The sequence below is a fragment of the Pseudomonas sp. GW821-FHT10C09 genome (assembly GCF_059415465.1).
Genome location: NZ_JBWKNG010000010.1, coordinates 168953 through 192528, shown reverse-complemented (window position 1 = coordinate 192528; position 23576 = coordinate 168953). Strand labels below are relative to the sequence as shown.

The following is a 23576-nucleotide window of genomic DNA, read 5'->3' as shown; positions in this document are numbered from 1 at the left end:
TTACAGGATCCCCCTTCACCTCACCCTAATAAGAACAAGGAGAGTGAAATGCTTCTGGAAGGCTTCGGCCCGCAGATTTTGCTGGGCACTCTGGCGACCATCAAACTGGCGCTCTGGTCATTGCTGATCGCCGTCGTGGCCGGACTGATGGGCGCTAGTTCCAAGTTATCGTCCAATCGTTTGTTGCGCACGCTGGCCACGGCTTACACGACCGTTATCCGTAGCATGCCGGACTTGGTGATCATGTTGCTGATGTTTTTCAGCCTGCAGATGCTGCTCAACCGGATGACCGATTGGTTGGGCATCGCTCAGATTGATATCGACCCGTTTCTGGCCGGTGTCGTGACACTGGCATTTATTTACGGGGCCTACTTTACCGAGACTTTTCGCGGCGCCTTCCAGGCAGTCCCGGCGGGGCAGATCGAAGCGGCGATGGCCTACGGCATGACCCGTGGACAGACCTTTCGCAAAATCCTCTTCCTGCAAATGTTGCGCCATGCGCTCCCCGGCATTGGCAACAACTGGCAGGTGTTGATCAAATCGACTGCGCTGGTGTCGATCATCGGCCTGACAGATGTGGTCAAGGCTACCCAGGATGCGGGCAAGGGCTCGATGCAATTCTTTTACTTCACGCTGGTCGGCGGCCTGATCTACCTCGCCATTACCACGGTTTCCAATGGTGTGTTGATGTGGCTGGAGCACCGCTACTCGGTCGGTGTCAGGAGGGTTGCGTTATGAACGGCATTCTTCAGGACTACTGGCAGGCTTACCTGTGGAGTGACGGGCCACACTTTTCCGGGTTAGCGGTGACCTTGTGGCTGCTCATACTTTCGGTGGTGATAGGTTTTGTGCTCGCGGTGCCATTGTCGATTGCCCGCGTCAGTCGCAACCCGCTTATCCGCCTGCCGGTGTGGTGCTACACCTACGTGTTTCGTGGCACACCGTTGTACATCCAGTTGCTGTTCTTCTACACCGGGGTGTACAGCTTGCATGTGGTTCGGTCCCAGGATTTTCTCAACGCGTTTTTCCGTGATGGCTTCAATTGCACGGTGCTGGCGTTCGGGCTCAATACCTGCGCCTACATGACCGAGATTTTTGCCGGCTCCATCAGAGCGACAGCTCACGGCGAAATCGAGGCCGCCAGCGCATACGGGATGAGCCGATTCACGCTCTATCGCCGGATCATTCTGCCGTCGGCGTTGCGTCGAGCGCTGCCGCTTTTCAGCAATGAAGTGATCTTGATGCTGCACTCCACCTCGGTGGCCTTCACCGCCACGGTGCCTGATTTGCTGAAGATTGCCCGGGATGTCAATTCGGCGACCTATGCATCTTTCACAGCGTTTGGCATCGCCGCGGTGTTGTATGCCGCTTGCGCATTTTTCCTGATCTGGCTGTTCCGTCGCGGCGAACTGCATTGGCTGGCCTACCTCAAATTGCGTACACACTGACCTCTATTGGATTTGCTCGAATGTATAAATTGATTGTTGAAGATGTACATAAAAGCTACGGCAGCCATGAAGTCCTGAAGGGTGTCTCACTTAAGGCCAAGGCCGGCGATGTGATCAGCATCATCGGCTCCTCGGGGTCAGGTAAAAGCACGTTTTTGCGCTGCATTAACCAGCTGGAAAAACCCTCGTCCGGGCGCATCATCGTTAATGCCGAAGAGCTACGCACCTGCAGGAATGCAGGGGGCGAGCTTTGTGTGGTCGACCCCGGGCAATTGCGGGTCATGCGCAGTAAATTGTCGATGGTGTTTCAGCACTTCAATCTGTGGAGCCATATGACGGTGCTGGAAAACCTTATCGAGTGCCCGATGAGCGTGCTGGGTATCGGCAGGAAGGAGGCCCTGGAGCGGGCGCGTCATTATCTGGCCAAAGTGGGCTTGTCACAAAAGGTCGAGGTGCAGTACCCGGTCCATTTATCCGGCGGCCAGCAGCAGCGGGTAGCCATCGCGCGGGCGTTGGCCATGGAACCGGAAGTGATGCTGTTCGATGAGCCCACGTCGGCCCTCGACCCCGAGCTGGTTGGCGAGGTGCTCAAAGTCATGCAGCAGCTTGCAGAAGAGGGTCGAACAATGGTGGTGGTCACTCATGAAATGGCGTTTGCTCGACAGGTGTCAAATCACATCATCTTTTTGCATCAAGGTCGGGTAGAGGAGCAGGGCGCACCAGACAGTGTTCTGGTGCATCCTCGAAGCGAAAGATTGCAGCAGTTCCTGGCGGGGAGTCTCAAGTAGCTACGCTAGCAGCATCAACGCGCATATCAGGAAGTAGGAACTATCTCGCGAGTCAGCGTCTCCTTGATACAGACGTATTTATCCGTATAGCCAGAAACCGGCTAGCTTCAGCGTATTTTGGTGAGTCGCCCGTCGCCACTGGAATGGTCGCTCAAGTCAGACGCAAGCAACATTCACACAAAAGGACGCACGGGCAATGTTTATAGGGGCAGGAGATACCATCAGAAACAAGAAAGCCCGCACATGGCGGGCTTCTTGGGTGTTTCGTAGACTGTCTGAGACAGGTCTAAATTGCTATTTGGTGGAGCCGGGGGGATTTGAACCCCCGTCCGCCAGTACTCCGCTGTCGGTACTACATGCGTAGCCGTTTCTATTAAGTTAACCCTCAGCGACCCGAAGGGCAGGGTGCTTTGGGCGAGTTGTGTAAGTTTTAGCCGCTTCGTCCACAACGTACTGCACGGCGATTCTGTTCTATATGACAATCACTTTGGGTTTACAGACATCCCCTGGTGATTGCTGGACCCGAAGGTACCAGAAGCTCAGGATCTAAAGCTGCTTACGCAGCGAGAGAGAATTCCTGGCCGTAGGTTTCGTCATTGGCAACTATAAGTAGTTGCAACAGTGGATTTACGAGTTCTGTTACCAACTCGGCATGCACCTAAAGTTTCGCAACCGGCGTCGAATCCTAAACGGCCCCGAGCCTGATGCTCGGTGAATCAAAGTGAGCAACAGGCCTGCGCAGTGTACGCCAACACGTCTCAGAAGGCCACCCGCAAGGTTGGCCTCGATTGATCATGGACTCATTCGTTGATCAATTTGCCATCGCCAATGCCTGGCTGGCCTCGGTGGCGCATTTTTTGTCATCTTTGGCGGCCTGTGAAGCTTTTGCGCTGGCCAGCAGTCTTTTGATTTCCGGCGCATTGGTGGCGGTCGCTGGCAGCGAATTCACCTTGGCCTCGAGCTCCTGCAGCTTGCTCGTACACAGGTTGTTGTCCGCCGCAAAGACAGGAGAGGCCAACATTGCAGCGCAAATGAACAGACCAGCGAGTGCGGTACGTTTCATGGGTATCTCCTCGAACTGATAGTCAGCCACGATTGATGGGCTTATCTAAAAGACTACGGCGCGGCACAGGAATTCGGTTTGCGCAAAAAAAGTAATGAAAAAACGGACTGATGGAAGCAATGGCAATAAAAAGGAATGACCAACCCCCAAATGCACCAAAACCCGCAACTGGCGGGTTTTGGTTTGCTTCGTATTGAATGGAACCGGCCAGGTTACTTCCCGCCTTTGTTCGCATCCTTGATCATCTTGATGGTGTCATTGGTCTCGGCGACGCAAGCGTCAGTACCCTCTTTGGTACCTTTTGCGTGCTCGGCTTTGGCTAGCTTGACGGAGTCCTCTACCTGGTCTGCCATTTCCTGAGGAACCTGTGTCTGGGCATTTTCGATGGTTTTCAGGTTTTCCGCGCATTCATCTTTTACGGCGGCAAACGAGGGGGAAGCCAGCAGTGAGGCAGTAACGAACAGACCAAACAGTACAGAACGTTTCATGTGTATCTCCTTGAACTGATGTCAGTCATTCTGACCATCAGGACGGGCTGCCGAGTGTTGGGAAGGTCCCACGTTTGCGGGACTTGATCAGTGGACTGCGGCGGCACGTCAGGGTTCTAAATTTTTTGCGGTACTGCTGTCGGTTCTGGCAAGAAACACTAGAAAAGACGCCTGAATGCGCCTTCCTTGAGGTCCTGCTCAGCTCGCCCTAGCCTGGGTAACGCGGTCCACCAGATAGACTAGCCCGTGGTAATCAATGCCGCCATGTTGCGACAGTCCGATCTCACAGGTGCGGCTGGTGGAAATCCCCTCGCTGCACTGCTGCACTGCGTCCTTGAGCGTTCTTAACGAATGAGCGTTCAGTTCCGGTGTGGTGAAACCCTTGTCGCCGGCAAACCCGCAGCAGTGAATCCCTTCAGGAATGACCACGGTTTTGCTGCACTTGCGCGCCAGATCAATCAACGCCTGGCTCTCGCCAAGGTGCTGGGTACTGCAGGTGACGTGTACTGCAATCGGCGCTTCCTGCGGTGTGAAATCCAGGCGATCCATCAAATGCGTACGGATGAAACGCACCGGGTCGTACAGGTCCAGTCGAACGTCGCCCAGATCCTGAACCAGCCGTAATGTGCAGGGACTGGTGTCGCAGTAAATCGGGTCGAGCCCGCCGCGACTGGCGTGCAGCAACGCGCCGATCAGTTCCTGGCGTTTGTGTTCGGCCTGTTCGGCGTAGCCTTTTGAGGCGAATGGCTGGCCGCAGCAGAGGTTGTCCAGATTGTCCGGGAAGACCACTTGATAACCGGCCTTTTCCAACAAGCCACGGGTTTTGTCGTACAGCGACATCTGCTCTTTATCACCCGCCGCCGGGCCCATCACCCGCGACACACACGCCGCGAGGTACACCACCCGAGGGCGTTCGTCCGACACAGTCGGGCTGAAGCGAATGGCTTTTTCCGGTTGCGGCATGGCGCTGGTCCATTGCGGGACTTGCCCTTTGGACAACTTGGTCAACGTCGCGGACAGCTTCGCCAGGCGTGGCGCTCCCAGCAGCATCCGTGCGCCATTGGCGACGTGCAGGGTGAAACGTGCACCTTGCAGCGCCGTGGCGAAATTGCCTTCGAGCCAGTTGGCAGTTTTCGTACGGGTTGCATGGCGGCTGCGGAGCTTTTTCACCAGTTCGCCGGTATTGATGCCGACAGGGCAGCGTTGCGCGCAAAGGCCGGTGGCGGCGCAGGTGTCGATGCCTTGATATTCGTAAGCGGCTTCGAGTTCGGTGGTATCGACGCCTGCGCGTTTTTTCGCCTGAATATCCCGCCAGATCACAATGCGCTGGCGCGGGCTCAGGGTCAGGCCTTTCGAGGGACACACCGGTTCGCAGAAACCGCACTCGATGCACTTGTCCACAATCTCGTCAGCGGCCGGCAATGGTTTCAAATGCTTGAGATGGATCTGCGGATCTTCGCTGAGCACCACGTCAGGGTTGAGAATGCCGCTGGGGTCGAGCAGGCGTTTGAGCTGCCACATCAACTGGTAGGCATCGCTGCCCCATTCCAGCTCGACGAAGGGCGCCATGTTGCGCCCGGTGCCGTGTTCGGCCTTCAGCGAGCCGCCGAATTCCACCGCCACCAACTGCGCCACGTCGTCCATGAACGCTTGATAGCGTGCGACTTCTTCCGGGTTGTTGAAGCCTTGGGTGAAGACGAAGTGCAGATTGCCTTCCAGCGCGTGTCCGAAAAGGATCGCTTCGTCGTAGTGATGTTTGTCGAACAACTCGATCAGGCGGTTTACGCCGATGGCCAGTTGTTCCACCGGGAAGGTCACGTCTTCGATGATCACCGTGGTGCCGGTTTTACGCACGGCGCCGACGGCGGGGAAGGTGTCCTTGCGGATCGCCCAGAGACGGGCGTTTTCCACCGGGTCTTCGGTGAAGTCGATCTGTTTTTCCACCGGGAACGAGGCCAACGAGGCCATGATCTGCGCCAGTTGTTCTTGCAGCAAAGTGGACGATGCGGCGCGGGATTCGATCAGCAGCGCGCAGGCATTGTTCGACAGCTGTTGTACGAAAGCGGGCATGCCGGGTTTGTCCTGCACCGAACGCAGGCTGCGCCGGTCCAGCAGTTCCACGGCCGATACCGGTTGGCTTTTCAGCACGGTCACGGCGTTGCAGCAGGTTTCCACGTCCGGAAACACGATCAGCGCCGAGGCTTTGTTCGGGTGATCAATCACCGTGTCGTAGGTCACCGCGCTGATAAAGCCGAGGGTGCCTTCGGAGCCCACCAGCAAGTGGCTCAAGATATCCACAGGCTCGTCGAAATCCACCAGCGCATTGAGTGACAGGCCGGTGGTATTTTTCAGACGGTATTTGTGGCGAATTCGCGCAGCCAGTTCGGCATTGGTGCGCGTTTCGCGGCCCAGCGTGGCCAGACGTTCAAGCAGCGGGGCGTGGCTTTGTCGAAACGCTGCCACGCTGGCCGCGTCTTCGGTATCGAGGCGGCTGCCATCGGCCAGCACCAGCCGAATGCCGGCCAGCGTGTGGTAGGTGTTTTGCGCCGTGCCGCAACACATGCCGCTGGCGTTGTTGGCGACGATCCCGCCGATTTTGCAGGCGTTGATTGACGCCGGGTCCGGGCCGATCTTGCGTCCGAACGGTGCCAGCCAAGCGTTGGCCTGTGCGCCGATCACGCCCGGTTGCAGGCGGATTTGCGTACCTTGGCCGCGGATCTCGCGACCGTTCCAGTTATCCCCCAACACGATCAGCACCGAATCGCTGATGGCCTGGCCAGACAGGCTGGTGCCGGCGGCGCGGAAGGTCACCGGGACCTGATCCCGTTGCGCCAGTTTGAGCAGCGCCACCACTTCATCTTCCGACTCGACGCGAATCACCAGTTGCGGAATCAGCCGATAGAAACTGGCGTCGGTGCCGAAGGCCAATGTCGACAGCGGGTCGTCGAAACGTCGCTCTGGGGGGATCAGTTGCTGTGCATCTCTCAGGAAAGCCGCCGGTAGACTCATTGGTCCTCCAGGATCAACACCACCAGGTCTTTCGGACCGTGCGCGCCGTAGGCCAGGATCTGTTCAATGTCGGCGGTTTTCGACGGACCGGACACCAGCAAGGCGTTGGTCGGCATGCCTTGGGCCCAGTTGAATTCCTGCTGGACCTGATAGAAGTTGTCGCGGATTTCACTGGCCTTGAGCAGGGCGAAATGCACCGGTGGCACCAGGCTCATCAGGCGCGGCTCTTCGCGCGTCGGCCAGAGAATCAGGCTGCCGGTGGCGGCGATTGCGCCAAGGGTGCCGGTGAGGCTGGCCGGAGTCTCATTAAACAACTCGGCTTTCCATTCTTCAATCGGGCGCTCGTAGGCCTTGAGTGTCGGCAGCCCCGGATTTTTCGCCCAGTGCTGAGTGATGTGTTGACCGTGAGGCGTAGTCGGCGCGATCAACAGGCTGGGCAACTGACGATCCTGTAACAACTGCGCCAGTAATGAAGGCCAACCTTCACCCGATGTCAGGTGGATTTCGGTGTGCACTGCTTCCATCAATTTGCGCAGCTGCGGGATGCGTTGTTCGGCGGTGTAGGTGTAAGGCGCTGTCACCAGTTCGACGTCGAACTCGTCAGGCACAGGCGTAGTGCCGGTCAGACTTTTCCGTAACTTGGCGAGGATGTTTTGCTTGGCGCTCATCAACGGTCTCCCTGTTTGGCCAAATGCTCGCGGGCCATGTCGTGCAGTGAGCGGGCGGCGGGTTTGGGTGCGCTGTGGTTCTGCGTCCACGGGCCGATGTTGTTCGGCGTGAGCGCGCGCAGGCGAGTGGCGAAGAAACCGAACAGCCGATACAACGTCGGCGAACTGTTGAGCCTGGCCCAGGCGTTCCAGATGAACCGTTCCTTGCGCGAATACTTGCTGCCTTGGCCGCGCATGACTTGATTCGGGCTGTCCGGGGCTTTGACGTTCTCTTCCCGTAGGCGACGCAGCAATGCAGGGATGGGAATTTTTACCGGGCAGACTTCGCCGCACGCACCGCAAAGCGATGAAGCGCTGGGGTGGTCCGGGACTTTCGCCAGGCCGACCATGTGCGGCGTGATGATTTTTCCGATAGGCCCAGGGTAAACCTCCCCATAGGCGTGGCCGCCGATTCTTGTGTAGACGGGGCAATGATTCATACAGGCGCCGCAGCGGATGCAGTTCAGGGTCTGGCGCAGTTCGCTGTCGGCAAACGCCTGGCTGCGACCGTTGTCGAGCAAGACCAGGTGCACTTCCTGAGGACCGTCGAGCTCATGCTCCTTGCGCGGCCCGGAGATCATGTTGACGTAAGTGGTGATCGGAATGCCCAGCGCCGAGCGGGTCAGCAGTGACAGCAGCGGCACCACGTCGCGCAGGTTTTCCACGACTTTTTCGATGCCGGTCACGGCGATATGCACCGGTGGCACCGACGTGGTCATGCGCCCGTTGCCTTCGTTTTCCACCAGCAGCAGGGTGCCGGTTTCGGCCACGGCGAAGTTGACACCGGAGACGCCGATGTCCGCTTCGAAGAATTTCTGCCGCAAGACTCTGCGACCGATCTGAATGAGTTGGTCAACGTCCTTGGTGTATTCCACGCCAAGTTTGTCGTGGAACAAGGACGCGACCTGACCGGCATTCTTGTGGATCGCCGGCATAATAATGTGTGAAGGCTTCTCATGGTCGAGCTGGACGATGTACTCGCCCATGTCCGATTCCAGGCATTCAATGCCCTGATCAGCGAGGAAATGATTCATCTCCATCTCTTCGCTGACCATCGATTTGCCCTTGATCACTTGCCGCCCCTCGTGAGCGCGGATGATCGAGAGGACGATGCCATTGGCCTCGTCCACCGTTTCCGCCCAGTGCACTGTCACACCGTTGCGGGTCAGGTTCTGTTCAAGTTGCTCGAGCAGGTCGGGCAACTTGGATAACGCGCGGGCGCGGACAGCATTGCCCAGCGATCGCAGATGTTCTCTTTCGTGGGCATCGCTGAAGGACGCTGCCCGTTTTGTCATCAGTGAATCCATCGCAGTGCGAAAGTTGTTTCGCAATTGCTTGTCGTCCAAAGCCTTGTGAGCCCGGGCGCGAAAATCTTCTTCGACGCTGACCGTCGGAATAATCGTGGAAGTGCTCATCGGGCACCTCCGGTTCGTTGCCAGAGGAAACTGGCCAGGTGTTGGCCGCGCAACGCTTGCTGCTGTTTCTCCAGCGAGCCGTTGATGTTCATCAGGCAACCGCAGTCGGCACTCAGTACCTTGTGCGCGCCGGATTCCTTCAACGACCGGGTCTTGTCCGCCACCATTGCACCGGAAATGTCTGGCATACGGACGCTGAACGTCCCGCCAAAGCCACAACATTCACTTTCGTGGTCGTGATTGACCCGTTCCACGTTGCTCAATTGCGCCAACAACTCGCGACCGTGCAGGTGGGTGTTCATTTCACGGCGTGCCGAGCACGACGTGTGCAACGCCACTTTGACCGGCTCGCCGCTGTCCTTGAGCTGCACCTTGCAGACAAACAGCAGGAACTCGGCCAGTTCATACGTCCGGGCGGCGAGCGCCTGGACTTGCTTCAACGTGTCCGGCTCGTCCTTGAACAAGTCGGCGTAGTGTTCGCGCAACATCCCGGCACACGATCCCGATGGCACCACCACCGGATAATCCCCGGCGAACAGCGCCAGTTGCGAGCGCGCCACGGTCCTTGCCTGCTCGGTGTAACCCGAGGTGTAGGCCGGTTGTCCGCAGCAGCTTTGCCCTTGCGGGTACTCGACACGAATGCCTTCGCGCTCCAGCAAGTGGATCGCGTCCATCCCGGCTTCCGGGTAGAACAAATCCACCACGCACGTTCCGAACAGGTACACCCGTGACGGTTTCTCGCTGGGGTATTGCCGAGGCTCGGGCAGTGGCGGGGCGACGCGGGTCGCGTTCGGCACAGCGTTGTAAAAAAGCTCGCTCATCAGGCGTGTCTCCGGGTGGTCCCGGTTATCCGTCCGCTGAGGCTGCTGAATATAGAGCGGGAAGCTTTCAGCAGCCTTGCAGACCGGGTTGTGAATTGCTGACGCCGGAATCGTGGTCCGGCGTCGGTTTTTGCGTTTTAACCTGTAGTACTTAGTGCACCAGCATGCCGGTGAACCAATAGGCCTGAGCCAAGGTGATCAAGCCGACTATCGTTGCAAAGAATAGGCTGTGCTTGAGGGTGAAGCGGAACAGATCCGATTCCTTGCCCACCAGACCGGTCGCGGCGCAGGCCACGGCGATCGATTGTGGCGAGATCATCTTGCCGGTCACGCCGCCGCTGGTATTTGCCGCCACCAGCAATACATCGCTGACACCGATCTGGTGCGCGGTGGTCGCTTGCAACGAGCTGAACAGGGCGTTGGACGAGGTGTCGGAACCGGTCAGGAACACGCCCAGCCAGCCGAGGAACGGCGAGAAGAACGGGAATGCGGCGCCCGTTGCCGCCAACACCAGCGCCATGGTCGACGACATGCCGGAGTAGTTGGTGACGAAAGCGAACGCCAGCACCATGCCGATGGACAGGATCGGCCAGCGCAGTTCGTAGAAGGTTTCTTTAAAAGTGGTCAGACCAGTTTTGAAGTTGATCTTCAGCACCAGCATCGAGATCAGCGCAGAGAAGAAAATCGCCGTGCCGGTCGCGGAAATCGGGTCGAGCTTGAACACTGCCGGGATGGCCGTCGGGGCCGCCACGATCGGTGCCACCTTGATCACCATTTGATCCAGGTGCGGAATGGCGAAGTTGAACACCCAGCTGTACATCGATCCGCCAGCCGCGAACATCGCCTTGAACGGTTTCAGGGTCCAGATGGTGACGAGTACGGTGAGGATCAGGAACGGCGACCAGGCTTTGAAGATTTCCAGGAGGCTGTAAGGCGATGCGACGGTGGTGCGTTTCTGACCGAAACCACCGACGCTGGCGGTCACCACGGACGCCGAGACGGCGCCGGCAATGTGTTGGCCGGCGGCGCGTTTCGGCTGCCAGATTTTCAGGAACAGGGTCAGGGAAATCAGGCTGACCAGGGCCGAGGTGATGTCCGGCAGTTCCGGGCCAATGAAGTTGGACGTGAAATATTGGGTGATGGCGAAGCTCAAACCGGCCACTAGCGCAGCAGGCCAGGTTTCTTTCACGCCGCGCATGCCGTCCATCATGTACACCAGCCAGAACGGCACGAACAGCGACAGCAGCGGCAGCTGGCGACCGGTCATGGCGCCGATCTTGAACGCGTCGATGCCGGTCACTTGCCCGGCTACGATGATCGGAATCCCCAAGGCGCCGAATGCGACGGGCGCGGTGTTGGCGATCAGGCACAGGCCGGCCGCGTACAGCGGATTGAAGCCCAGGCCGACGAGCAGGGCGGCGGTAATCGCCACCGGCGCACCGAAACCGGCAGCGCCTTCGAGGAACGCACCGAAGCAGAACCCGATCAGCAGCACCTGCAAGCGCTGGTCGTCGGTGATCGACAGTACCGAGCTGCGGATCACTTCGAACTGGCCACTCTTGACCGTCAGTTTGTAGAGGAACACAGCCGCCACGATGATCCAGGCGATGGGCCACAGACCGTAGGCGAAGCCATAACCGGCGGCGGCGAACGCCATGTCGACCGGCATCTGGAACGCAAAGATCGCCACGGCAATGGACAGCGCCAAGGTGATGCTGCCGGCCACATGGCCCTTGAGGCGGAACACCGCCAACGCCAGGAAGAAAAATACGATAGGGATGACGGCCGCGAGGGCGGATACGCCGAGACTGCCGAGCGGGGTATAGAGCTGTTGCCAGGTTTGCATATGGGGTGGCCCCTAATTGTTGTTGGTCAGGCACTGGGCAGCGTTCTTGGTTAATTGGTAATACCAATTTACAATCGCTGTTGGCTAGGGTAAAAGCCTTCTGTGCGGTGTGTCAATTTGCCGCCCTAAAACTTTTGTCGAATACGCCGTATGCGAAGCCATTGACCGGTTTGATCGAGCGTCTTCCTGGCAGGTGCTGGCGCCGCGCCAATAGGCCAGAATAGAGAGCCCGGCGAGCGGTCGGGATCGTGGAGAAGTGAGTTATGGGGTTTGATCAGATACGTCAGCGCCGTTTGTCTGACGATATTGTCGAGCGGCTCGAGGGGATGATCCTTGAAGGCACGCTGAAGTCCGGTGAACGCTTGCCGGCCGAACGTGCACTGGCCGAGCAGTTCGGCGTGTCACGCCCTTCGTTGCGCGAGGCGATTCAGAAACTGGCAGCCAAGGGTTTGCTGGTCAGTCGTCAGGGCGGTGGCAACTATGTCGTCGATTCGCTGGGGTCGACCTTCAGCGATCCATTGCTGCATCTGCTGGAAAACAACCCCGAGGCGCAGCGCGATCTGCTGGAGTTTCGTCACACCCTCGAAGCCTCTTGCGCTTATTACGCAGCTTTGCGCGCCACCGATGTGGATCGTGAGCGGCTGACGGCGGCGTTTGAAGTGTTGCAGGACTGTTATTCGCGTCATGACGACGTAAGCCGGGCCGAAGAGGGCGCGGCGGACGCCAGTTTCCACCTGGCCATTGCTGAGGCCAGTCATAACGCGGTGTTGCTGCACACGATTCGCGGGCTGTTCGACCTGCTCAAGCGCAACGTGGTGACCAACATTGGCGGCATGTACAAACAACGCACGGAAACCCGCGACATGCTGATAACACAGCATCGGGAGTTGTACATGGCGATTATCGAAGGGCGGGCGGAGCAGGCGCGGGAAGTCTCCAGCCGACATATTTTGTATGTGCAGGAAGTGCTGGAAGAGGTGCGTCAGGAAGTGCAGCGCATGGCTCGGGCGGAGCGGCGCAAGGGGATGTAGTCAGTGAGTTTTGCGGTGTTTGTACGATCGTCTTCGCGAGCAGGCTCGCTCCCACATTAGTTTTGTGTCGTTCACAAATCCAGTGTGGGAGCGAGCTTGCTCGCGATGGCGGTATCAAGCAGCAGGAGAATTAATCTTCCTTGCCCTTGTTGCGCACCGCGCGCGCCAGTTCGCGACCGGCGTCGCGTTCGCGTTCGGTATCACGCTTGTCGTATTCCTTCTTGCCCTTGCCCAGTGCGATCTCGCACTTGACCATGTGCTTGCTCCAGTACCAGGACAGGCACACGCAGGCATAGCCTTTTTGCTGCACGGCAGTCGCCAGCTTTTCCAGCTCGCGGCGGTTGAGCAGCAATTTGCGGGTACGGGTCGGATCAGCGATGACGTGCGTGCTGGCAGTCATCAGCGGCGAGATGTGGCTACCAAGCAGCCAGGCTTCGCCATCCTTGAGCAGCACGTAACTGTCGACCAGTTGCAGCTTGCTTGCCCGCAGACTTTTTACTTCCCAGCCGGCCAGGACCAGACCAGCCTCGAACTTATGCTCGATGAAGTAATCGTGTCGCGCCTTTTTGTTTTGCGCGATGGTCCCTGTTGGGTGTTTCTTCTGTTTAGCCATAGGGGCGGCATTATAGGGAGTTGCAAGCGAGTCGGCTACGGTATCGCTACGTGCTTGAGCAGGTTGATTGAATCCCGGACAATGCGGCCTCTTTTTTGAACGCTTGGGCGTGATAACGATGTCGACAGACAAGGTTTCTGTCCACGGCAGTTGGGCTAGCCGCTGGGTCTTCATACTCGCCGCGACCGGTTCGGCCGTGGGCCTGGGTAGTATCTGGAAATTCCCGTACATGGTTGGCGTCTACGGCGGCGGCGCTTTCGTGCTGATGTTCCTCGCCTGTATCGCGCTGATCGGCGTACCGGTCATGCTGGCCGAAACCCTGATCGGCCGTCGTGCCCGGCAAAGTCCGGCCAACGCCTTGAAGGTGCTGGCGCTGGAGGCGGGGCATTCGGGCAAGTGGTCCTGGGGCGCTTTCGCCGGGATGATCACGGCGTTGCTGATCCTGTCTTTCTATAGTGTGGTCGGCGGCTGGTCGCTGGATTACATCATCGACATGGGCCGTGGTGACTTCCAGGGTGTGACGGCTGATCAGGTCGGTGCGTACTTCGGCAACGTGATCGCCGACCCGTGGCGCCTGACACTTTGGCACACGATTTTCATGCTGCTGTCCGCCGTGGTGATCGCCAAAGGCGTGGTCGCCGGGCTTGAGCGCAGCTTGCGGATCATGATGCCGCTGCTGTTTGTGATGGTTATCGTGCTGTTGGGTTACAGCATGACCACCGGGCATTTCATGGAGGGCGTGCATTTCATGTTCGACTTCCATCCGGAGAAAGTCCTCGACGGCTTGCTGCCGGCCATGGGTCATGCGTTCTTCTCGCTGAGCGTGGGCGTTGGTTCGATCATGATCTACGGCGCTTATATGCCAAAGAACTCGTCGATTTCCGGCACCGTCGTTGGCGTCGCACTGCTCGATACGTTTGTTTCGCTGGTGGCCGGTCTGGCATTGTTTCCGATTGTGTTCGCAGCGGGGCTGAACCCGAGCGAAGGCCCTGGCCTGATGTTCGTCAGCCTGCCCTTTGCCTTTGGTAACGTAGCGTTTGGCCAGTTGATGGGGGTAGTGTTCTTCGTGCTGGTTGCGGTTGCAGCCTGGAGTTCGGCGATTTCGTTGCTCGAACCGATGGTCGCGTACCTGGTTGAACGCACTAAAGTCAGCCGCGCCTGGGTGACGTTCTGGTTGGCGTTTACTTGCTGGTTCGTGGGTCTGGGCACCGTGTTTTCCTTCAATATCTGGAAGGAAGCCAAGTTTTTCGTGAACGAAGGCGGGATGTTCCACCTCTACCAATGGGGCGCGGCCGGCGGTCTGGACTTCTTTGGTGTGATCGACTTCTTCACCTCGCGGATCATGTTGCCACTCGGAGGTTTGTGTTTCGTGGTGTTTGCAGGCTGGATCATGGGGCGTGAAGCGGTGCGCGACGAGTTGTCGATCCGCAGCCCGATACTGTTTGGCCTGTCCCTGTTCTTGATGCGCTATGTGGCGCCCATCGGCATTCTCGTAGTGTTTGCCGCCCAGCTGTGGAAGTGACGCTGACATGACGACGCATATTCAACGCTCGGCCCTGCTGCCGTACCCGGCGCAGGCGCTGTATGACCTGGTCAACGATGTGGCGCGTTATCCCGAGTTTCTGCCATGGTGCTCGGCTGCCGAGGTACTGGAAAGTTCACCTGAGCACATGCGTGCCAGTGTGGGTGTGGCCAAGGGTGGTTTGAGTCAGCATTTCGTCACTCGAAATACATTGGTGCCCGGCCATTCGATCGAAATGAACCTTGAGGAAGGTCCGTTCAGTCAGTTGCACGGCGTCTGGGTGTTTAAACCGTTGGGTGAGAAGGCCTGCAAGATCAGTTTGGACTTGTCGTTCGACTACTCAGGACCGCTGGTGCGTGCAACGTTAGGGCCTTTGTTTAATCAGGCAGCGAATACGCTGATGGACGCGTTCTGTCAGCGCGCCAAGCAGATACATGGTTGAGTCGGTGATTGAGGTCGAAGTGGTGTACGCCGCGGTTGATCGTCAGGTATTGCTGGCGGTCGCTGTGCCTGAGGGCACATCGGTGCGCGAGGCGTTGCGCCAATCAGCGGTGGATGCGCAGTTTCCGGAGCTGGATCTGGGCAATTGCCCGGTGGGCATATTCGGCAAGATTGTTGCCGACCCAGAGGTGCGTCCGGTTCATGCGGGTGATCGCATCGAGATTTACCGGCCGTTGCTGGCGGATCCCAAGGAGGTTCGTCGCTTGCGTGCCGCCAAGGCGGCCGAGGCCAAAGCGCGGAATCAGTGACTTACTAAACGCCAGACAATAAAAAACCCGGAAATTCCGGGTTTTTTATTGCGTCGCAAATTATTGCGGCGAAGTGTCCAGCGGTGTTGGCGTCGGGACTGGAACGGTTTCTACACCGTCGACGTCCTTCTGGATCTGGTCCAGCAACGAACCTGGCTTGACCGGTTTTTCCGGTTTTGGCTTCTCGACGTTTTCTGCTGGGGCAGCGACTTGCGTGCCGCTGTCCTTGCCGAGTATGGCTTCGTCGCGGCTCACGCCTGGCATGAAATCACCAGAGAGGCTGACAAGCTGGTCATTTGGGTTGAAGATAACGCTAATGCGTTCCTGTTGGCGTTCACCGCCACCCGGTTGCAGGCTGTACAGATAATCCCAGCGATCGGCATGGAACGTGTCGGTCAGCAGAGGGTTACCCATGATAAACCGTACTTGCTTGCGGGTCATTCCCGGGCGTAACTGGTCTATCATGTCCTGCGTGACGACATTGCCCTGCTGGATGTCGATTTTGTAAACCCCGGGGAATGAACAACCGGCGAGTGCGAGCAGTCCCACAAAGGTGAAACTGGTTAGCAAGAGCTTGGTGTTTTGCATCGGTGGGCGACTTCCACTATCTTGGCTGGGACAACGTAAACGCCGATCATACCCGCATTAAGAGAAGCTGCGAAGCAGCATCGCGAGAAAGCTGACCATGGTTGAAAATAGCGAACTACGCAAAGCCGGCCTCAAAGTGACCCTTCCACGGGTCAAAATTCTGCAAATGCTCGATTCCGCCGAGCAGCGCCACATGAGTGCTGAAGATGTTTACAAGGCACTGATGGAGGCTGGTGAGGACGTCGGTCTGGCCACGGTTTACCGTGTACTGACTCAGTTCGAGGCAGCTGGCCTTGTGGTGCGGCACAACTTCGACGGAGGCCATGCGGTCTTCGAACTGGATGACGGCAAGCATCACGACCATATGGTCAACGTCGAAACCAGCGAAGTGATCGAATTCTTCGACGAAGAAATCGAGCGCCTGCAGAAAGCCATCGTCGACAAGTATGGCTTCGAGATGGTTGATCACAATCTGGTGCTGTACGTACGTAAGAAAAAGTAAGCATGTCGCGCGAATTTCATATTCGCGAAACGAACGAAGGCGACCCCAGGGTCGCCTTCGTGCTGTCTGCTGTTCTTAAATCTTTGCGGTAACGACCATCTTTTTCGCGTGGGCCAGGGATTCCTTGGTCAGGTCGATGCCCCCCAGCATCCGTGCCACTTCTTCAACGCGCTCATTTTTACTCAGCTTGGAGACGGCGGTGTGGGTCGCCTCTTCGCCACGCACCTTGTGCACAAATAAATGTTGGTGACCCTGAGCGGCCACTTGCGGCAAGTGAGTGACGGTCAGCACTTGTCCGCGCTCTCCGAGCCGGCGTAACAACTGACCTACGATCTCGGCGGTCGGGCCGCCAATGCCCACGTCCACTTCGTCGAACACCAGCGTCGGGACACGAGAGGTCTGTGCGGTGATCACCTGAATCGCCAGGCTGATCCGCGACAGCTCGCCACCCGAGGCCACTTTGGCCAGGGCCTTTAATGGCTGGCCGGGGTTGGCGCTCACCAGCAATTCGACCTGTTCGAGGCCATTGGGCAGCAGTTCATCACTGCTGTTGGGGCGCAATTCGATGGTGAAACGACCACCTGGCATGCCCAGTCGCTGGATTTCCTGCTCAACCGCGCTGGCCAGGCTGCTCGATGCTTGATGGCGTAAATCGCTCAGTTCGCGCGCCTTCTCCTGATAATGACGGGCATACGAGGCCAGTTCATCGCTCAGCCGTTCGATGGATTCATCGTTGGCATTCAGGGTTTCGATTTCATCCAGTAGTCGCTGTTGCATCTCCGCGACCTCGGTCGGCTGGATGCGGTGTTTGCGCGCCATGGTGTAGATCGCATCGAGACGTTCTTCCAGGTATTGCAAGCGCGCCGGGTCGGCATCGAAGTTGTCGAGGAAGCGGTTCAGTTCGCCCACTGCTTCTTCTACCTGAATCTGTGCGCTGGTCAGCAGGCTGCTGGCCTCGCCCAAGGCACCGATCGAATTGTTAACGCTTGATAGGCGATTGAGGCTGGCGGTCAGGGCATTCAGGACGTTGCCGGAATCACTTTCGCTGCACTGCTCGACCACTTGCCGGCAGATGCCCAGCAGGGTTTCGGCGTTGGTGAGGTTCTTGTGTTCCTGTTCCAGCTGCTCCAGCTCGTTTTCGCCGAGGCCGAGGTTTTCGAGCTCTTCTAGTTGATAGCTGAGCAATTGATGGCGGGCGCGTTGCTCGTCGCCGGAATTGGACAGGCGCTCCAGTTCCTGGCGGGTCTGGCGCCAGCGTTGGGCGGCCAGCTGTACCTGGCGGGCAAGGTCCGTGGCCCCGGCATATTCATCGAGCAGCCGGCGGTGGGTGTCGGTCTTGAGCAGCGATTGGTGCTCGTGCTGGCTGTGGATATCGATCAGCAGCTCGCCCAAGGCCTTGAGGTCGCCGAGCGGGCAGGGCGTGCCGTTGATGTAGCCACGGGAACGGCCTTCAGCGGTGATCACCCGGCGCAGGATGCACGGGCCATCGCTTTCAAGGTCGCGCTCGGCGAGCCAGGCGCTGGCTTCCGGGATGTCGATCAGGTCGAAGGTCGCAAGAATGTCGGCCTTGTCTGCGCCGGGACGAACCACGCCGCTGTCGGCGCGATCACCCAGGGTCAGGCCCAGGGCGTCGAGCATGATCGACTTGCCGGCACCGGTTTCCCCGGTGATCACGCTCATCCCGCGATCGAGTTCGAGATCGAGGTGTTCAACGATGGCGTAGTTATGTACGGACAGGTGCACCAGCATAAAGGCCGCTCCCAGGCTTTAGGTCTGGTTATTTATACAGTGTTTTATTTGTGCCTGACAATGCCCTCGCTTGGCTCGATTTGCTCGGTCTGACGAAATGCCTTGCGCATCGGGTAATCGCAATGCAGCGCTTTTTGTAGGGTTAATCGTAACCAACCCCTTGAAGCTGATTTTTGCGGCCCCATATACCGGGACAGAAGCGTGAGTTGAGCTCACGGACGATATTGAAAGGAGAAATCTATGGCTGACGAACAGACAGTGGATACGCAAAATCAAGACGCCAACCAGGGCTCCGCGGCTTCGGGTGAAGACCTGGCGGCTCGTGTACAAGTGCTCGAAGAGCAGCTGGCAGGCGCGCAGGATCAGGCTTTGCGTGTTGCCGCCGATCTGCAGAACGTCCGCCGTCGCGCCGAGCAGGATGTAGAAAAAGCGCACAAATTCGCCCTCGAAAAATTCGCAGGCGACTTGCTGCCAATCATCGACAGCCTGGAGCGTGGCCTGGAGTTGTCCAACCCGGACGACGAAAGCATCCGCCCAATGCGCGAAGGCATCGAGCTGACCCTGAAAATGTTCCAGGACACCCTGAAGCGCTATCAGCTGGAAGCGATCGATCCGCATGGCGAACCGTTCAACGCTGTTCAGCATCAGGCAATGGCCATGCAGGAAAGCGCTGATCTGGAGCCGAACAGCGTGCTCAAGGTGTTCCAGAAGGGCTATCAGCTCAATGGTCGCCTGCTGCGCCCGGCCATGGTCGTGGTCAGCAAGGCCCCGGCGCCAGTTTCGCCTTCGATTGACGAGCAGGCTTGAAATTGGCCGCAAGGCCCCCATTTATAAGTCAAGCGTTTAAGTGCTACCGCAGTTAGCCACCACTGCTGCGGCAACCAAATCCAAAGTTTCGGGAGAGTGAACATGGGCAAAATTATCGGTATCGACCTGGGGACTACCAACTCCTGCGTCTCCGTGCTGGAAAACGGCGTAGCCAAAGTTATTGAAAACGCTGAAGGCGCGCGTACCACGCCGTCGATCATCGCTTACGCCAACGATGGCGAAATTCTGGTTGGCCAATCGGCCAAGCGTCAGGCTGTGACCAATCCGCATAACACCCTGTATGCGGTGAAGCGTCTGATCGGTCGTAAGTTCGACGAAGAAGTCGTACAGAAAGACATCAAGATGGTCCCTTACAAAATCGCCAAGGCTGACAACGGCGACGCGTGGGTAGAAGTGAACGGCCAGAAAATGTCGCCGCCACAAATCTCGGCTGAAATTCTGAAGAAAATGAAGAAGACAGCCGAAGACTACCTCGGCGAGCCAGTGACTGAAGCGGTGATCACCGTTCCGGCCTACTTCAACGACAGCCAGCGTCAAGCCACCAAAGACGCCGGCCGCATCGCGGGTCTGGACGTAAAACGCATCATCAACGAACCAACCGCAGCTGCTCTGGCTTACGGTATGGACAAGGCGAAGGGCGATCACACCGTGATCGTTTACGACTTGGGCGGCGGTACTTTCGACGTTTCCGTGATCGAAATCGCTGAAGTCGATGGCGAGCACCAGTTCGAAGTATTGGCCACCAACGGCGACACGTTCCTGGGCGGTGAAGACTTTGACATTCGTCTGATCGACTACCTCGTCGACGAATTCAAGAAAGAAAGCGGCATGAACCTCAAAGGTGACCCGCTGGCGATGCAGCGCCTGAAAGAAGCCGCTGAGAAAGCCAAGATCGAGCTGTCCTCCGCGCTGTCGACCGACGTGAACCTGCCGTACATCACTGCAGACGCCACCGGTCCTAAGCACTTGAACGTGAAGATTTCTCGCGCCAAGTTGGAAGCACTGGTTGAAGACCTGGTTCAGCGCACCATCGAACCTTGCCGCATCGCTCTGAAAGACTCCGGTATCGACGTTGGCGCGATCAACGACGTGATCCTGGTCGGTGGTCAGACCCGTATGCCACTGGTTCAGAAGCTGGTAACCGAGTTCTTCGGCAAAGAAGCTCGTAAAGACGTGAACCCGGACGAAGCTGTTGCCATGGGTGCAGCTATCCAGGGCGCGGTATTGGCTGGCGACGTTAAAGACGTTCTGCTGCTGGACGTTAGCCCGCTGACCCTGGGTATCGAAACCATGGGCGGCGTGATGACCGCGCTGATCGAGAAAAACACCACGATTCCTACCAAGAAATCGCAAGTGTTCTCGACTGCCGACGACAACCAGGGCGCTGTGACCATTCACGTGCTGCAAGGTGAGCGTAAGCAAGCGGCCCAGAACAAGTCCCTGGGCAAGTTCGACCTGGCCGAGATTCCACCAGCACCACGTGGCGTGCCACAAATTGAAGTGACCTTCGACATCGACGCCAACGGCATCCTGCACGTAGGCGCCAAAGACAAGGCCACCGGCAAGACTCAGTCGATCGTGATCAAGGCCAACTCCGGTCTGTCCGAGGAAGAAATTCAGCAGATGATTCGCGATGCTGAAGCCAACGTCGACGCAGACCGCCAGTTCGAAGAGCTGGCAGCCGCTCGCAACCAGGGCGATGCGCTGGTTCACTCGACTCGCAAAATGGTCGCAGACGCTGGCGATAAAGTGACGGCTGAAGAGAAGACTGCAATCGAAGCTGCTGTTGTTGCTCTGGAAGCCGCTGTCAAAGGCGACGACAAAGCTGCAATCGAAGCCAAGGTTGAAGAGCTGTCGAAAGTCTCTGCTCCAGTGGCGCAGAAGATGTACGCCGAACAGGCCCAGCCTGCTGAAGGCGCGGCACCGCACGACGAAAAAGCTGAAAAGGCTGACGACGTTGTCGATGCCGAGTTCGAAGAAGTCAAAGACCACAAGTAAGTTGTTGGTCGCCCGGTTGACTGCCTTTAGGCGGTGACTGGTAGGATGTCGCCGCGCGGGAGCTTGCTCCCGCGTTGGCGTGTCTGGAACATGCGAATTTTTACAGCATGCGACAACGCTCGCGCGCTGTTGGTATGGCCGGGAATGCTCCTGCTTTTCGAGCCGAAAGTACCGCAATGAATCAAAGACCAGGATCGTTGAATTGACGTGAGTTGGGTCCGGGCCTGTATTGGGGCTCAACGAGTTTGGCAAGGCTCAGGAGAGGTTTGCCGAACGTCCTCAAGAGTGCAAAGACATATGGCAAAGCGTGACTATTACGAAGTATTGGGTGTTGAGCGTGGCTCAAGCGAAGCAGACCTGAAGAAGGCCTACCGTCGCCTGGCGATGAAGCATCACCCGGACCGTAATCCCGATGACAAAGCGTCGGAAGAGATGTTCAAGGAGGCCAACGAGGCCTACGAAGTATTGTCCGATTCCAGCAAGCGCGCGGCCTACGACCAATACGGTCATGCCGGTGTCGACCCGAGCATGGGCGGCGGCGGTGCCGGTTTTGGCGGTCAGAACTTCTCCGACATCTTTGGCGATGTCTTCAGTGACTTCTTCGGTGGCGGTCGCGGCGGTTCCCGTGGCGGCGCCCAGCGTGGCAGCGACCTGCGTTACACCCTGGAGCTGAACCTGGAAGAAGCGGTGCGCGGTACCACCGTGAATATCCGCGTTCCGACACTGGTCAACTGCAAGCCGTGCGACGGTTCGGGTGCCAAGAAAGGCTCCTCGCCAGTCACTTGCCCGACGTGTGGCGGTATCGGCCAGGTCCGTATGCAGCAAGGCTTCTTCTCGGTGCAGCAAACCTGCCCGCGTTGCCATGGCCAAGGCAAGATCATTTCCGACCCGTGCAACTCCTGCAACGGCGAAGGTCGTGTCGAAGAGTACAAAACCCTTTCCGTCAAAGTGCCGGCCGGTGTCGATACCGGTGACCGCATTCGCCTGTCCGGCGAAGGCGAGGCGGGCGCTCAGGGTGGCCCGACGGGCGACCTGTATGTGGTGATCAATGTGCGCGAGCACGCGATCTTCCAGCGCGACGGCAAGCATTTGTTCTGCGAAGTGCCGATCAGCTTTGTCGATGCGGCGTTGGGCGGCGAGCTGGAGATTCCGACCCTTGATGGTCGAGTCAAACTGAAGATCCCTGAGGGGACCCAGACCGGCAAGCAGTTCCGCGTTCGCGGCAAAGGCGTTGCGCCAGTGCGGGGCGGCGGTGCCGGTGATCTGATGTGCCGTGTGGCGGTCGAAACCCCGGTCAACCTGGGTCGTCGTCAGCGTGAACTGCTGGAAGAATTCCGCAGCTCTTTGGCGGACGACAACAGCCATTCGCCGAAAACCACCGGTTGGTTTGAAGGCGTGAAGCGCTTCTTCGGCGATTTGTAAGGAGTCGGCATGCGACGTATAGCTGTGATGGGCGCTGCCGGGCGCATGGGCAAGATTCTGGTCGAGGCCGTGCAACAGCGCGCGCCGCTGACCGGTCTGACGGCGGCCATCGTGCGCCCCGGCAGCACGCTGATTGGTGTGGATGCCGGCGAGCTGGCCTCGCTGGGTCGAATCGGCGTGCCGTTGTCCGGCAACCTGGAATCGGTCGCTGACGAGTTCGATGTGTTGATCGACTTTACGCTGCCGGAAGTCATGCTGAAAAACCTCGCGTTCTGCCGCAAGACCGGCAAGGCCATGGTCATCGGTACGACAGGCCTGGACGCTGCGCAGAAGCAGTTGCTGGCCGAGGCGGGCAAAGACATACCGATCGTGTTCGCGGCCAATTTCAGTGTGGGGGTCAACCTGTCACTGAAGTTGCTCGACATGGCGGCGCGCGTGCTGGGTGATGAGGCGGACATCGAAATCATCGAGGCGCATCACCGGCACAAGATCGATGCGCCTTCAGGTACCGCGTTGCGCATGGGTGAAGTGATCGCCAGTGCCCTGGATCGTGATCTGCAGAAGGTTGCGGTCTATGGTCGTGAAGGCCATACCGGCGCGCGTGAGCGTGAAACGATCGGCTTTGCCACGGTTCGCGGCGGTGATGTGGTCGGTGATCACACGGTGCTGTTCGCCTGCGAAGGTGAGCGTCTGGAAATCACCCATAAAGCGTCCAGCCGCATGACCTTCGCCAAGGGTGCGGTGCGTGCTGCGTTGTGGCTCGATGGTCATGAGCCGGGTCTTTACGACATGCAAGACGTGCTCGATTTGCGTTAAGATGTGCCCGAAATCGGGCTCAGACCCAGCGTTTGAGCCCGGTTTTACACCGCCAAGCGACGACCTGTCGCATTCTCCAGCCTTTCGGGCTCATTGGCGGTAGACCAAAAAGGCCTTTTTCTGTAAGCTACAGCTTTAGTGTGTCCACTAAAAGCGCGCAGAATTATTCGGTG

Annotated in this window: 22 protein-coding genes and 1 other RNA gene; 12 read left to right on the top strand and 11 right to left on the bottom strand. The window is 58.2% G+C overall.

Annotated elements, in window-relative coordinates; translation table 11 throughout:
* The first annotated feature begins 48 nt into the window (after positions 1 to 48).
* From AC07N8_RS12765 to AC07N8_RS12755, 3 genes are read left to right on the top strand one after another with little or no spacing between them, the layout of a single operon-like run.
* Positions 49 to 738 (top strand): ABC transporter permease, encoded by a 690-nt coding sequence (locus tag AC07N8_RS12765; protein WP_493143838.1) that lies wholly within the window; start codon positions 49 to 51, stop codon positions 736 to 738.
* On the top strand, positions 735 to 1448 hold the full coding sequence (locus AC07N8_RS12760; protein ID WP_493143836.1) for an ABC transporter permease: 714 nt from the start codon (positions 735 to 737) through the stop codon (positions 1446 to 1448). The genes AC07N8_RS12765 and AC07N8_RS12760 overlap by 4 nt, the downstream gene beginning before the upstream one ends.
* Positions 1449 to 1468: 20 nt before the next feature.
* The gene (locus AC07N8_RS12755; RefSeq protein ID WP_493143834.1) at positions 1469 to 2236 is read left to right on the top strand and encodes an ABC transporter ATP-binding protein; all 768 of its coding nucleotides are present in this window, start codon (positions 1469 to 1471) and stop codon (positions 2234 to 2236) included.
* A 299-nt stretch (positions 2237 to 2535) separates the two neighbouring features.
* On the opposite strand, the gene ssrA is transcribed toward AC07N8_RS12755, so the two are convergent.
* The 8 genes from ssrA to AC07N8_RS12715 form a co-directional block, all read right to left on the bottom strand.
* Positions 2536 to 2933: a transfer-messenger RNA gene (gene ssrA, locus AC07N8_RS12750) on the bottom strand.
* Between the two features lie 114 nt (positions 2934 to 3047).
* Complete coding sequence (locus tag AC07N8_RS12745) at positions 3048 to 3299, bottom strand: PA2433 domain-containing protein (protein ID WP_027924436.1); 252 nt, start codon at positions 3297 to 3299, stop codon at positions 3048 to 3050.
* A 212-nt stretch (positions 3300 to 3511) separates the two neighbouring features.
* The gene (locus AC07N8_RS12740) at positions 3512 to 3787 is read right to left on the bottom strand and encodes a PA2433 domain-containing protein (protein WP_493143832.1); all 276 of its coding nucleotides are present in this window, start codon (positions 3785 to 3787) and stop codon (positions 3512 to 3514) included.
* 198 nt (positions 3788 to 3985) lie between these two features.
* Complete coding sequence (locus tag AC07N8_RS12735) at positions 3986 to 6796, bottom strand: FAD-binding and (Fe-S)-binding domain-containing protein (RefSeq protein WP_493143830.1); 2811 nt, start codon at positions 6794 to 6796, stop codon at positions 3986 to 3988.
* Positions 6793 to 7464, bottom strand: coding sequence for a LutC/YkgG family protein (locus AC07N8_RS12730; RefSeq protein WP_493143829.1), 672 nt, complete (start codon positions 7462 to 7464; stop codon positions 6793 to 6795). Before AC07N8_RS12730 ends, AC07N8_RS12735 begins: the two co-directional genes overlap by 4 nt.
* Positions 7464 to 8918 carry a LutB/LldF family L-lactate oxidation iron-sulfur protein gene (locus AC07N8_RS12725; protein ID WP_483842481.1) on the bottom strand — a complete coding sequence of 485 codons (1455 nt, stop codon included), beginning with the start codon at positions 8916 to 8918 and terminating at the stop codon, positions 7464 to 7466. The genes AC07N8_RS12730 and AC07N8_RS12725 overlap by 1 nt, the downstream gene beginning before the upstream one ends.
* Complete coding sequence (locus AC07N8_RS12720) at positions 8915 to 9739, bottom strand: (Fe-S)-binding protein (RefSeq protein WP_483842482.1); 825 nt, start codon at positions 9737 to 9739, stop codon at positions 8915 to 8917. Before AC07N8_RS12720 ends, AC07N8_RS12725 begins: the two co-directional genes overlap by 4 nt.
* Positions 9740 to 9890: 151 nt before the next feature.
* A complete protein-coding gene (locus AC07N8_RS12715; RefSeq protein ID WP_483842483.1) occupies positions 9891 to 11585 on the bottom strand; it encodes a lactate permease LctP family transporter in 1695 nt (564 codons plus the stop codon).
* 263 nt (positions 11586 to 11848) lie between these two features.
* Between AC07N8_RS12715 and AC07N8_RS12710 the strand changes: the two genes are divergently transcribed.
* Entirely contained in the window at positions 11849 to 12616 is a 768-nt protein-coding gene (locus AC07N8_RS12710; protein ID WP_027924443.1) for a GntR family transcriptional regulator, read from the top strand.
* A gap of 130 nt (positions 12617 to 12746) precedes the next feature.
* Here the strand turns inward: AC07N8_RS12710 and smpB are convergent, their stop codons facing one another.
* Entirely contained in the window at positions 12747 to 13229 is a 483-nt protein-coding gene (gene smpB, locus AC07N8_RS12705; RefSeq protein ID WP_483842604.1) for an SsrA-binding protein SmpB, read from the bottom strand.
* 118 nt (positions 13230 to 13347) lie between these two features.
* On the opposite strand from smpB, the gene AC07N8_RS12700 reads away from it, so the two are divergent.
* Genes AC07N8_RS12700 through AC07N8_RS12690 form a run of 3 tightly spaced genes read left to right on the top strand, consistent with a single transcriptional unit; the run spans position 13348 to position 15500 of the window.
* On the top strand, positions 13348 to 14751 hold the full coding sequence (locus AC07N8_RS12700) for a sodium-dependent transporter (protein ID WP_493143825.1): 1404 nt from the start codon (positions 13348 to 13350) through the stop codon (positions 14749 to 14751).
* Between the two features lie 7 nt (positions 14752 to 14758).
* Positions 14759 to 15193 (top strand): type II toxin-antitoxin system RatA family toxin, encoded by a 435-nt coding sequence (locus AC07N8_RS12695; protein ID WP_493143823.1) that lies wholly within the window; start codon positions 14759 to 14761, stop codon positions 15191 to 15193.
* Positions 15186 to 15500, top strand: a complete 315-nt coding sequence (locus AC07N8_RS12690; protein WP_493143821.1) for an RnfH family protein — start codon at positions 15186 to 15188, stop codon at positions 15498 to 15500. Before AC07N8_RS12695 ends, AC07N8_RS12690 begins: the two co-directional genes overlap by 8 nt.
* A 60-nt stretch (positions 15501 to 15560) precedes the next feature.
* Here the strand turns inward: AC07N8_RS12690 and AC07N8_RS12685 are convergent, their stop codons facing one another.
* Positions 15561 to 16088, bottom strand: a complete 528-nt coding sequence (locus AC07N8_RS12685; RefSeq protein WP_483842486.1) for an outer membrane protein assembly factor BamE — start codon at positions 16086 to 16088, stop codon at positions 15561 to 15563.
* 97 nt (positions 16089 to 16185) lie between these two features.
* Here AC07N8_RS12685 and fur point away from each other — a divergent pair, with 97 nt between their 5' ends.
* Positions 16186 to 16590: a ferric iron uptake transcriptional regulator gene (gene fur, locus AC07N8_RS12680; RefSeq protein ID WP_003197684.1), complete on the top strand. Its 405-nt coding sequence runs from the start codon at positions 16186 to 16188 to the stop codon at positions 16588 to 16590.
* 75 nt (positions 16591 to 16665) lie between these two features.
* Here fur and recN read toward each other — a convergent pair whose 3' ends face one another.
* Positions 16666 to 18339 (bottom strand): DNA repair protein RecN, encoded by a 1674-nt coding sequence (recN, locus tag AC07N8_RS12675; protein WP_483842487.1) that lies wholly within the window; start codon positions 18337 to 18339, stop codon positions 16666 to 16668.
* A 240-nt stretch (positions 18340 to 18579) separates the two neighbouring features.
* Here recN and grpE point away from each other — a divergent pair, with 240 nt between their 5' ends.
* The 4 genes from grpE (at position 18580) to dapB (ending at position 23403) form a co-directional block, all read left to right on the top strand.
* The gene (grpE, locus tag AC07N8_RS12670) at positions 18580 to 19146 is read left to right on the top strand and encodes a nucleotide exchange factor GrpE (protein WP_483842488.1); all 567 of its coding nucleotides are present in this window, start codon (positions 18580 to 18582) and stop codon (positions 19144 to 19146) included.
* Between the two features lie 102 nt (positions 19147 to 19248).
* Positions 19249 to 21165 (top strand): molecular chaperone DnaK, encoded by a 1917-nt coding sequence (gene dnaK / locus AC07N8_RS12665; RefSeq protein WP_493143818.1) that lies wholly within the window; start codon positions 19249 to 19251, stop codon positions 21163 to 21165.
* A gap of 297 nt (positions 21166 to 21462) precedes the next feature.
* A complete protein-coding gene (gene dnaJ / locus AC07N8_RS12660) occupies positions 21463 to 22587 on the top strand; it encodes a molecular chaperone DnaJ (protein WP_109627906.1) in 1125 nt (374 codons plus the stop codon).
* 9 nt (positions 22588 to 22596) lie between these two features.
* Entirely contained in the window at positions 22597 to 23403 is an 807-nt protein-coding gene (gene dapB, locus AC07N8_RS12655) for a 4-hydroxy-tetrahydrodipicolinate reductase (RefSeq protein WP_483842490.1), read from the top strand.
* The last annotated feature ends 173 nt before the right edge of the window (positions 23404 to 23576 follow it).

Coding starts and splice junctions, on each gene's coding strand:
- AC07N8_RS12765 (WP_493143838.1), top strand. CDS start 49: ATGCTTCTGGAAGGCTTCGGCCCGCAGATTTTGCTGGGCACTCTGGCG.
- AC07N8_RS12760 (WP_493143836.1), top strand. CDS start 735: ATGAACGGCATTCTTCAGGACTACTGGCAGGCTTACCTGTGGAGTGAC.
- AC07N8_RS12755 (WP_493143834.1), top strand. CDS start 1,469: ATGTATAAATTGATTGTTGAAGATGTACATAAAAGCTACGGCAGCCAT.
- AC07N8_RS12745 (WP_027924436.1), bottom strand. CDS start 3,299: ATGAAACGTACCGCACTCGCTGGTCTGTTCATTTGCGCTGCAATGTTG.
- AC07N8_RS12740 (WP_493143832.1), bottom strand. CDS start 3,787: ATGAAACGTTCTGTACTGTTTGGTCTGTTCGTTACTGCCTCACTGCTG.
- AC07N8_RS12735 (WP_493143830.1), bottom strand. CDS start 6,796: ATGAGTCTACCGGCGGCTTTCCTGAGAGATGCACAGCAACTGATCCCC.
- AC07N8_RS12730 (WP_493143829.1), bottom strand. CDS start 7,464: ATGAGCGCCAAGCAAAACATCCTCGCCAAGTTACGGAAAAGTCTGACC.
- AC07N8_RS12725 (WP_483842481.1), bottom strand. CDS start 8,918: ATGAGCACTTCCACGATTATTCCGACGGTCAGCGTCGAAGAAGATTTT.
- AC07N8_RS12720 (WP_483842482.1), bottom strand. CDS start 9,739: ATGAGCGAGCTTTTTTACAACGCTGTGCCGAACGCGACCCGCGTCGCC.
- AC07N8_RS12715 (WP_483842483.1), bottom strand. CDS start 11,585: ATGCAAACCTGGCAACAGCTCTATACCCCGCTCGGCAGTCTCGGCGTA.
- AC07N8_RS12710 (WP_027924443.1), top strand. CDS start 11,849: ATGGGGTTTGATCAGATACGTCAGCGCCGTTTGTCTGACGATATTGTC.
- smpB (WP_483842604.1), bottom strand. CDS start 13,229: ATGGCTAAACAGAAGAAACACCCAACAGGGACCATCGCGCAAAACAAA.
- AC07N8_RS12700 (WP_493143825.1), top strand. CDS start 13,348: ATGTCGACAGACAAGGTTTCTGTCCACGGCAGTTGGGCTAGCCGCTGG.
- AC07N8_RS12695 (WP_493143823.1), top strand. CDS start 14,759: ATGACGACGCATATTCAACGCTCGGCCCTGCTGCCGTACCCGGCGCAG.
- AC07N8_RS12690 (WP_493143821.1), top strand. CDS start 15,186: ATGGTTGAGTCGGTGATTGAGGTCGAAGTGGTGTACGCCGCGGTTGAT.
- AC07N8_RS12685 (WP_483842486.1), bottom strand. CDS start 16,088: ATGCAAAACACCAAGCTCTTGCTAACCAGTTTCACCTTTGTGGGACTG.
- fur (WP_003197684.1), top strand. CDS start 16,186: ATGGTTGAAAATAGCGAACTACGCAAAGCCGGCCTCAAAGTGACCCTT.
- recN (WP_483842487.1), bottom strand. CDS start 18,339: ATGCTGGTGCACCTGTCCGTACATAACTACGCCATCGTTGAACACCTC.
- grpE (WP_483842488.1), top strand. CDS start 18,580: ATGGCTGACGAACAGACAGTGGATACGCAAAATCAAGACGCCAACCAG.
- dnaK (WP_493143818.1), top strand. CDS start 19,249: ATGGGCAAAATTATCGGTATCGACCTGGGGACTACCAACTCCTGCGTC.
- dnaJ (WP_109627906.1), top strand. CDS start 21,463: ATGGCAAAGCGTGACTATTACGAAGTATTGGGTGTTGAGCGTGGCTCA.
- dapB (WP_483842490.1), top strand. CDS start 22,597: ATGCGACGTATAGCTGTGATGGGCGCTGCCGGGCGCATGGGCAAGATT.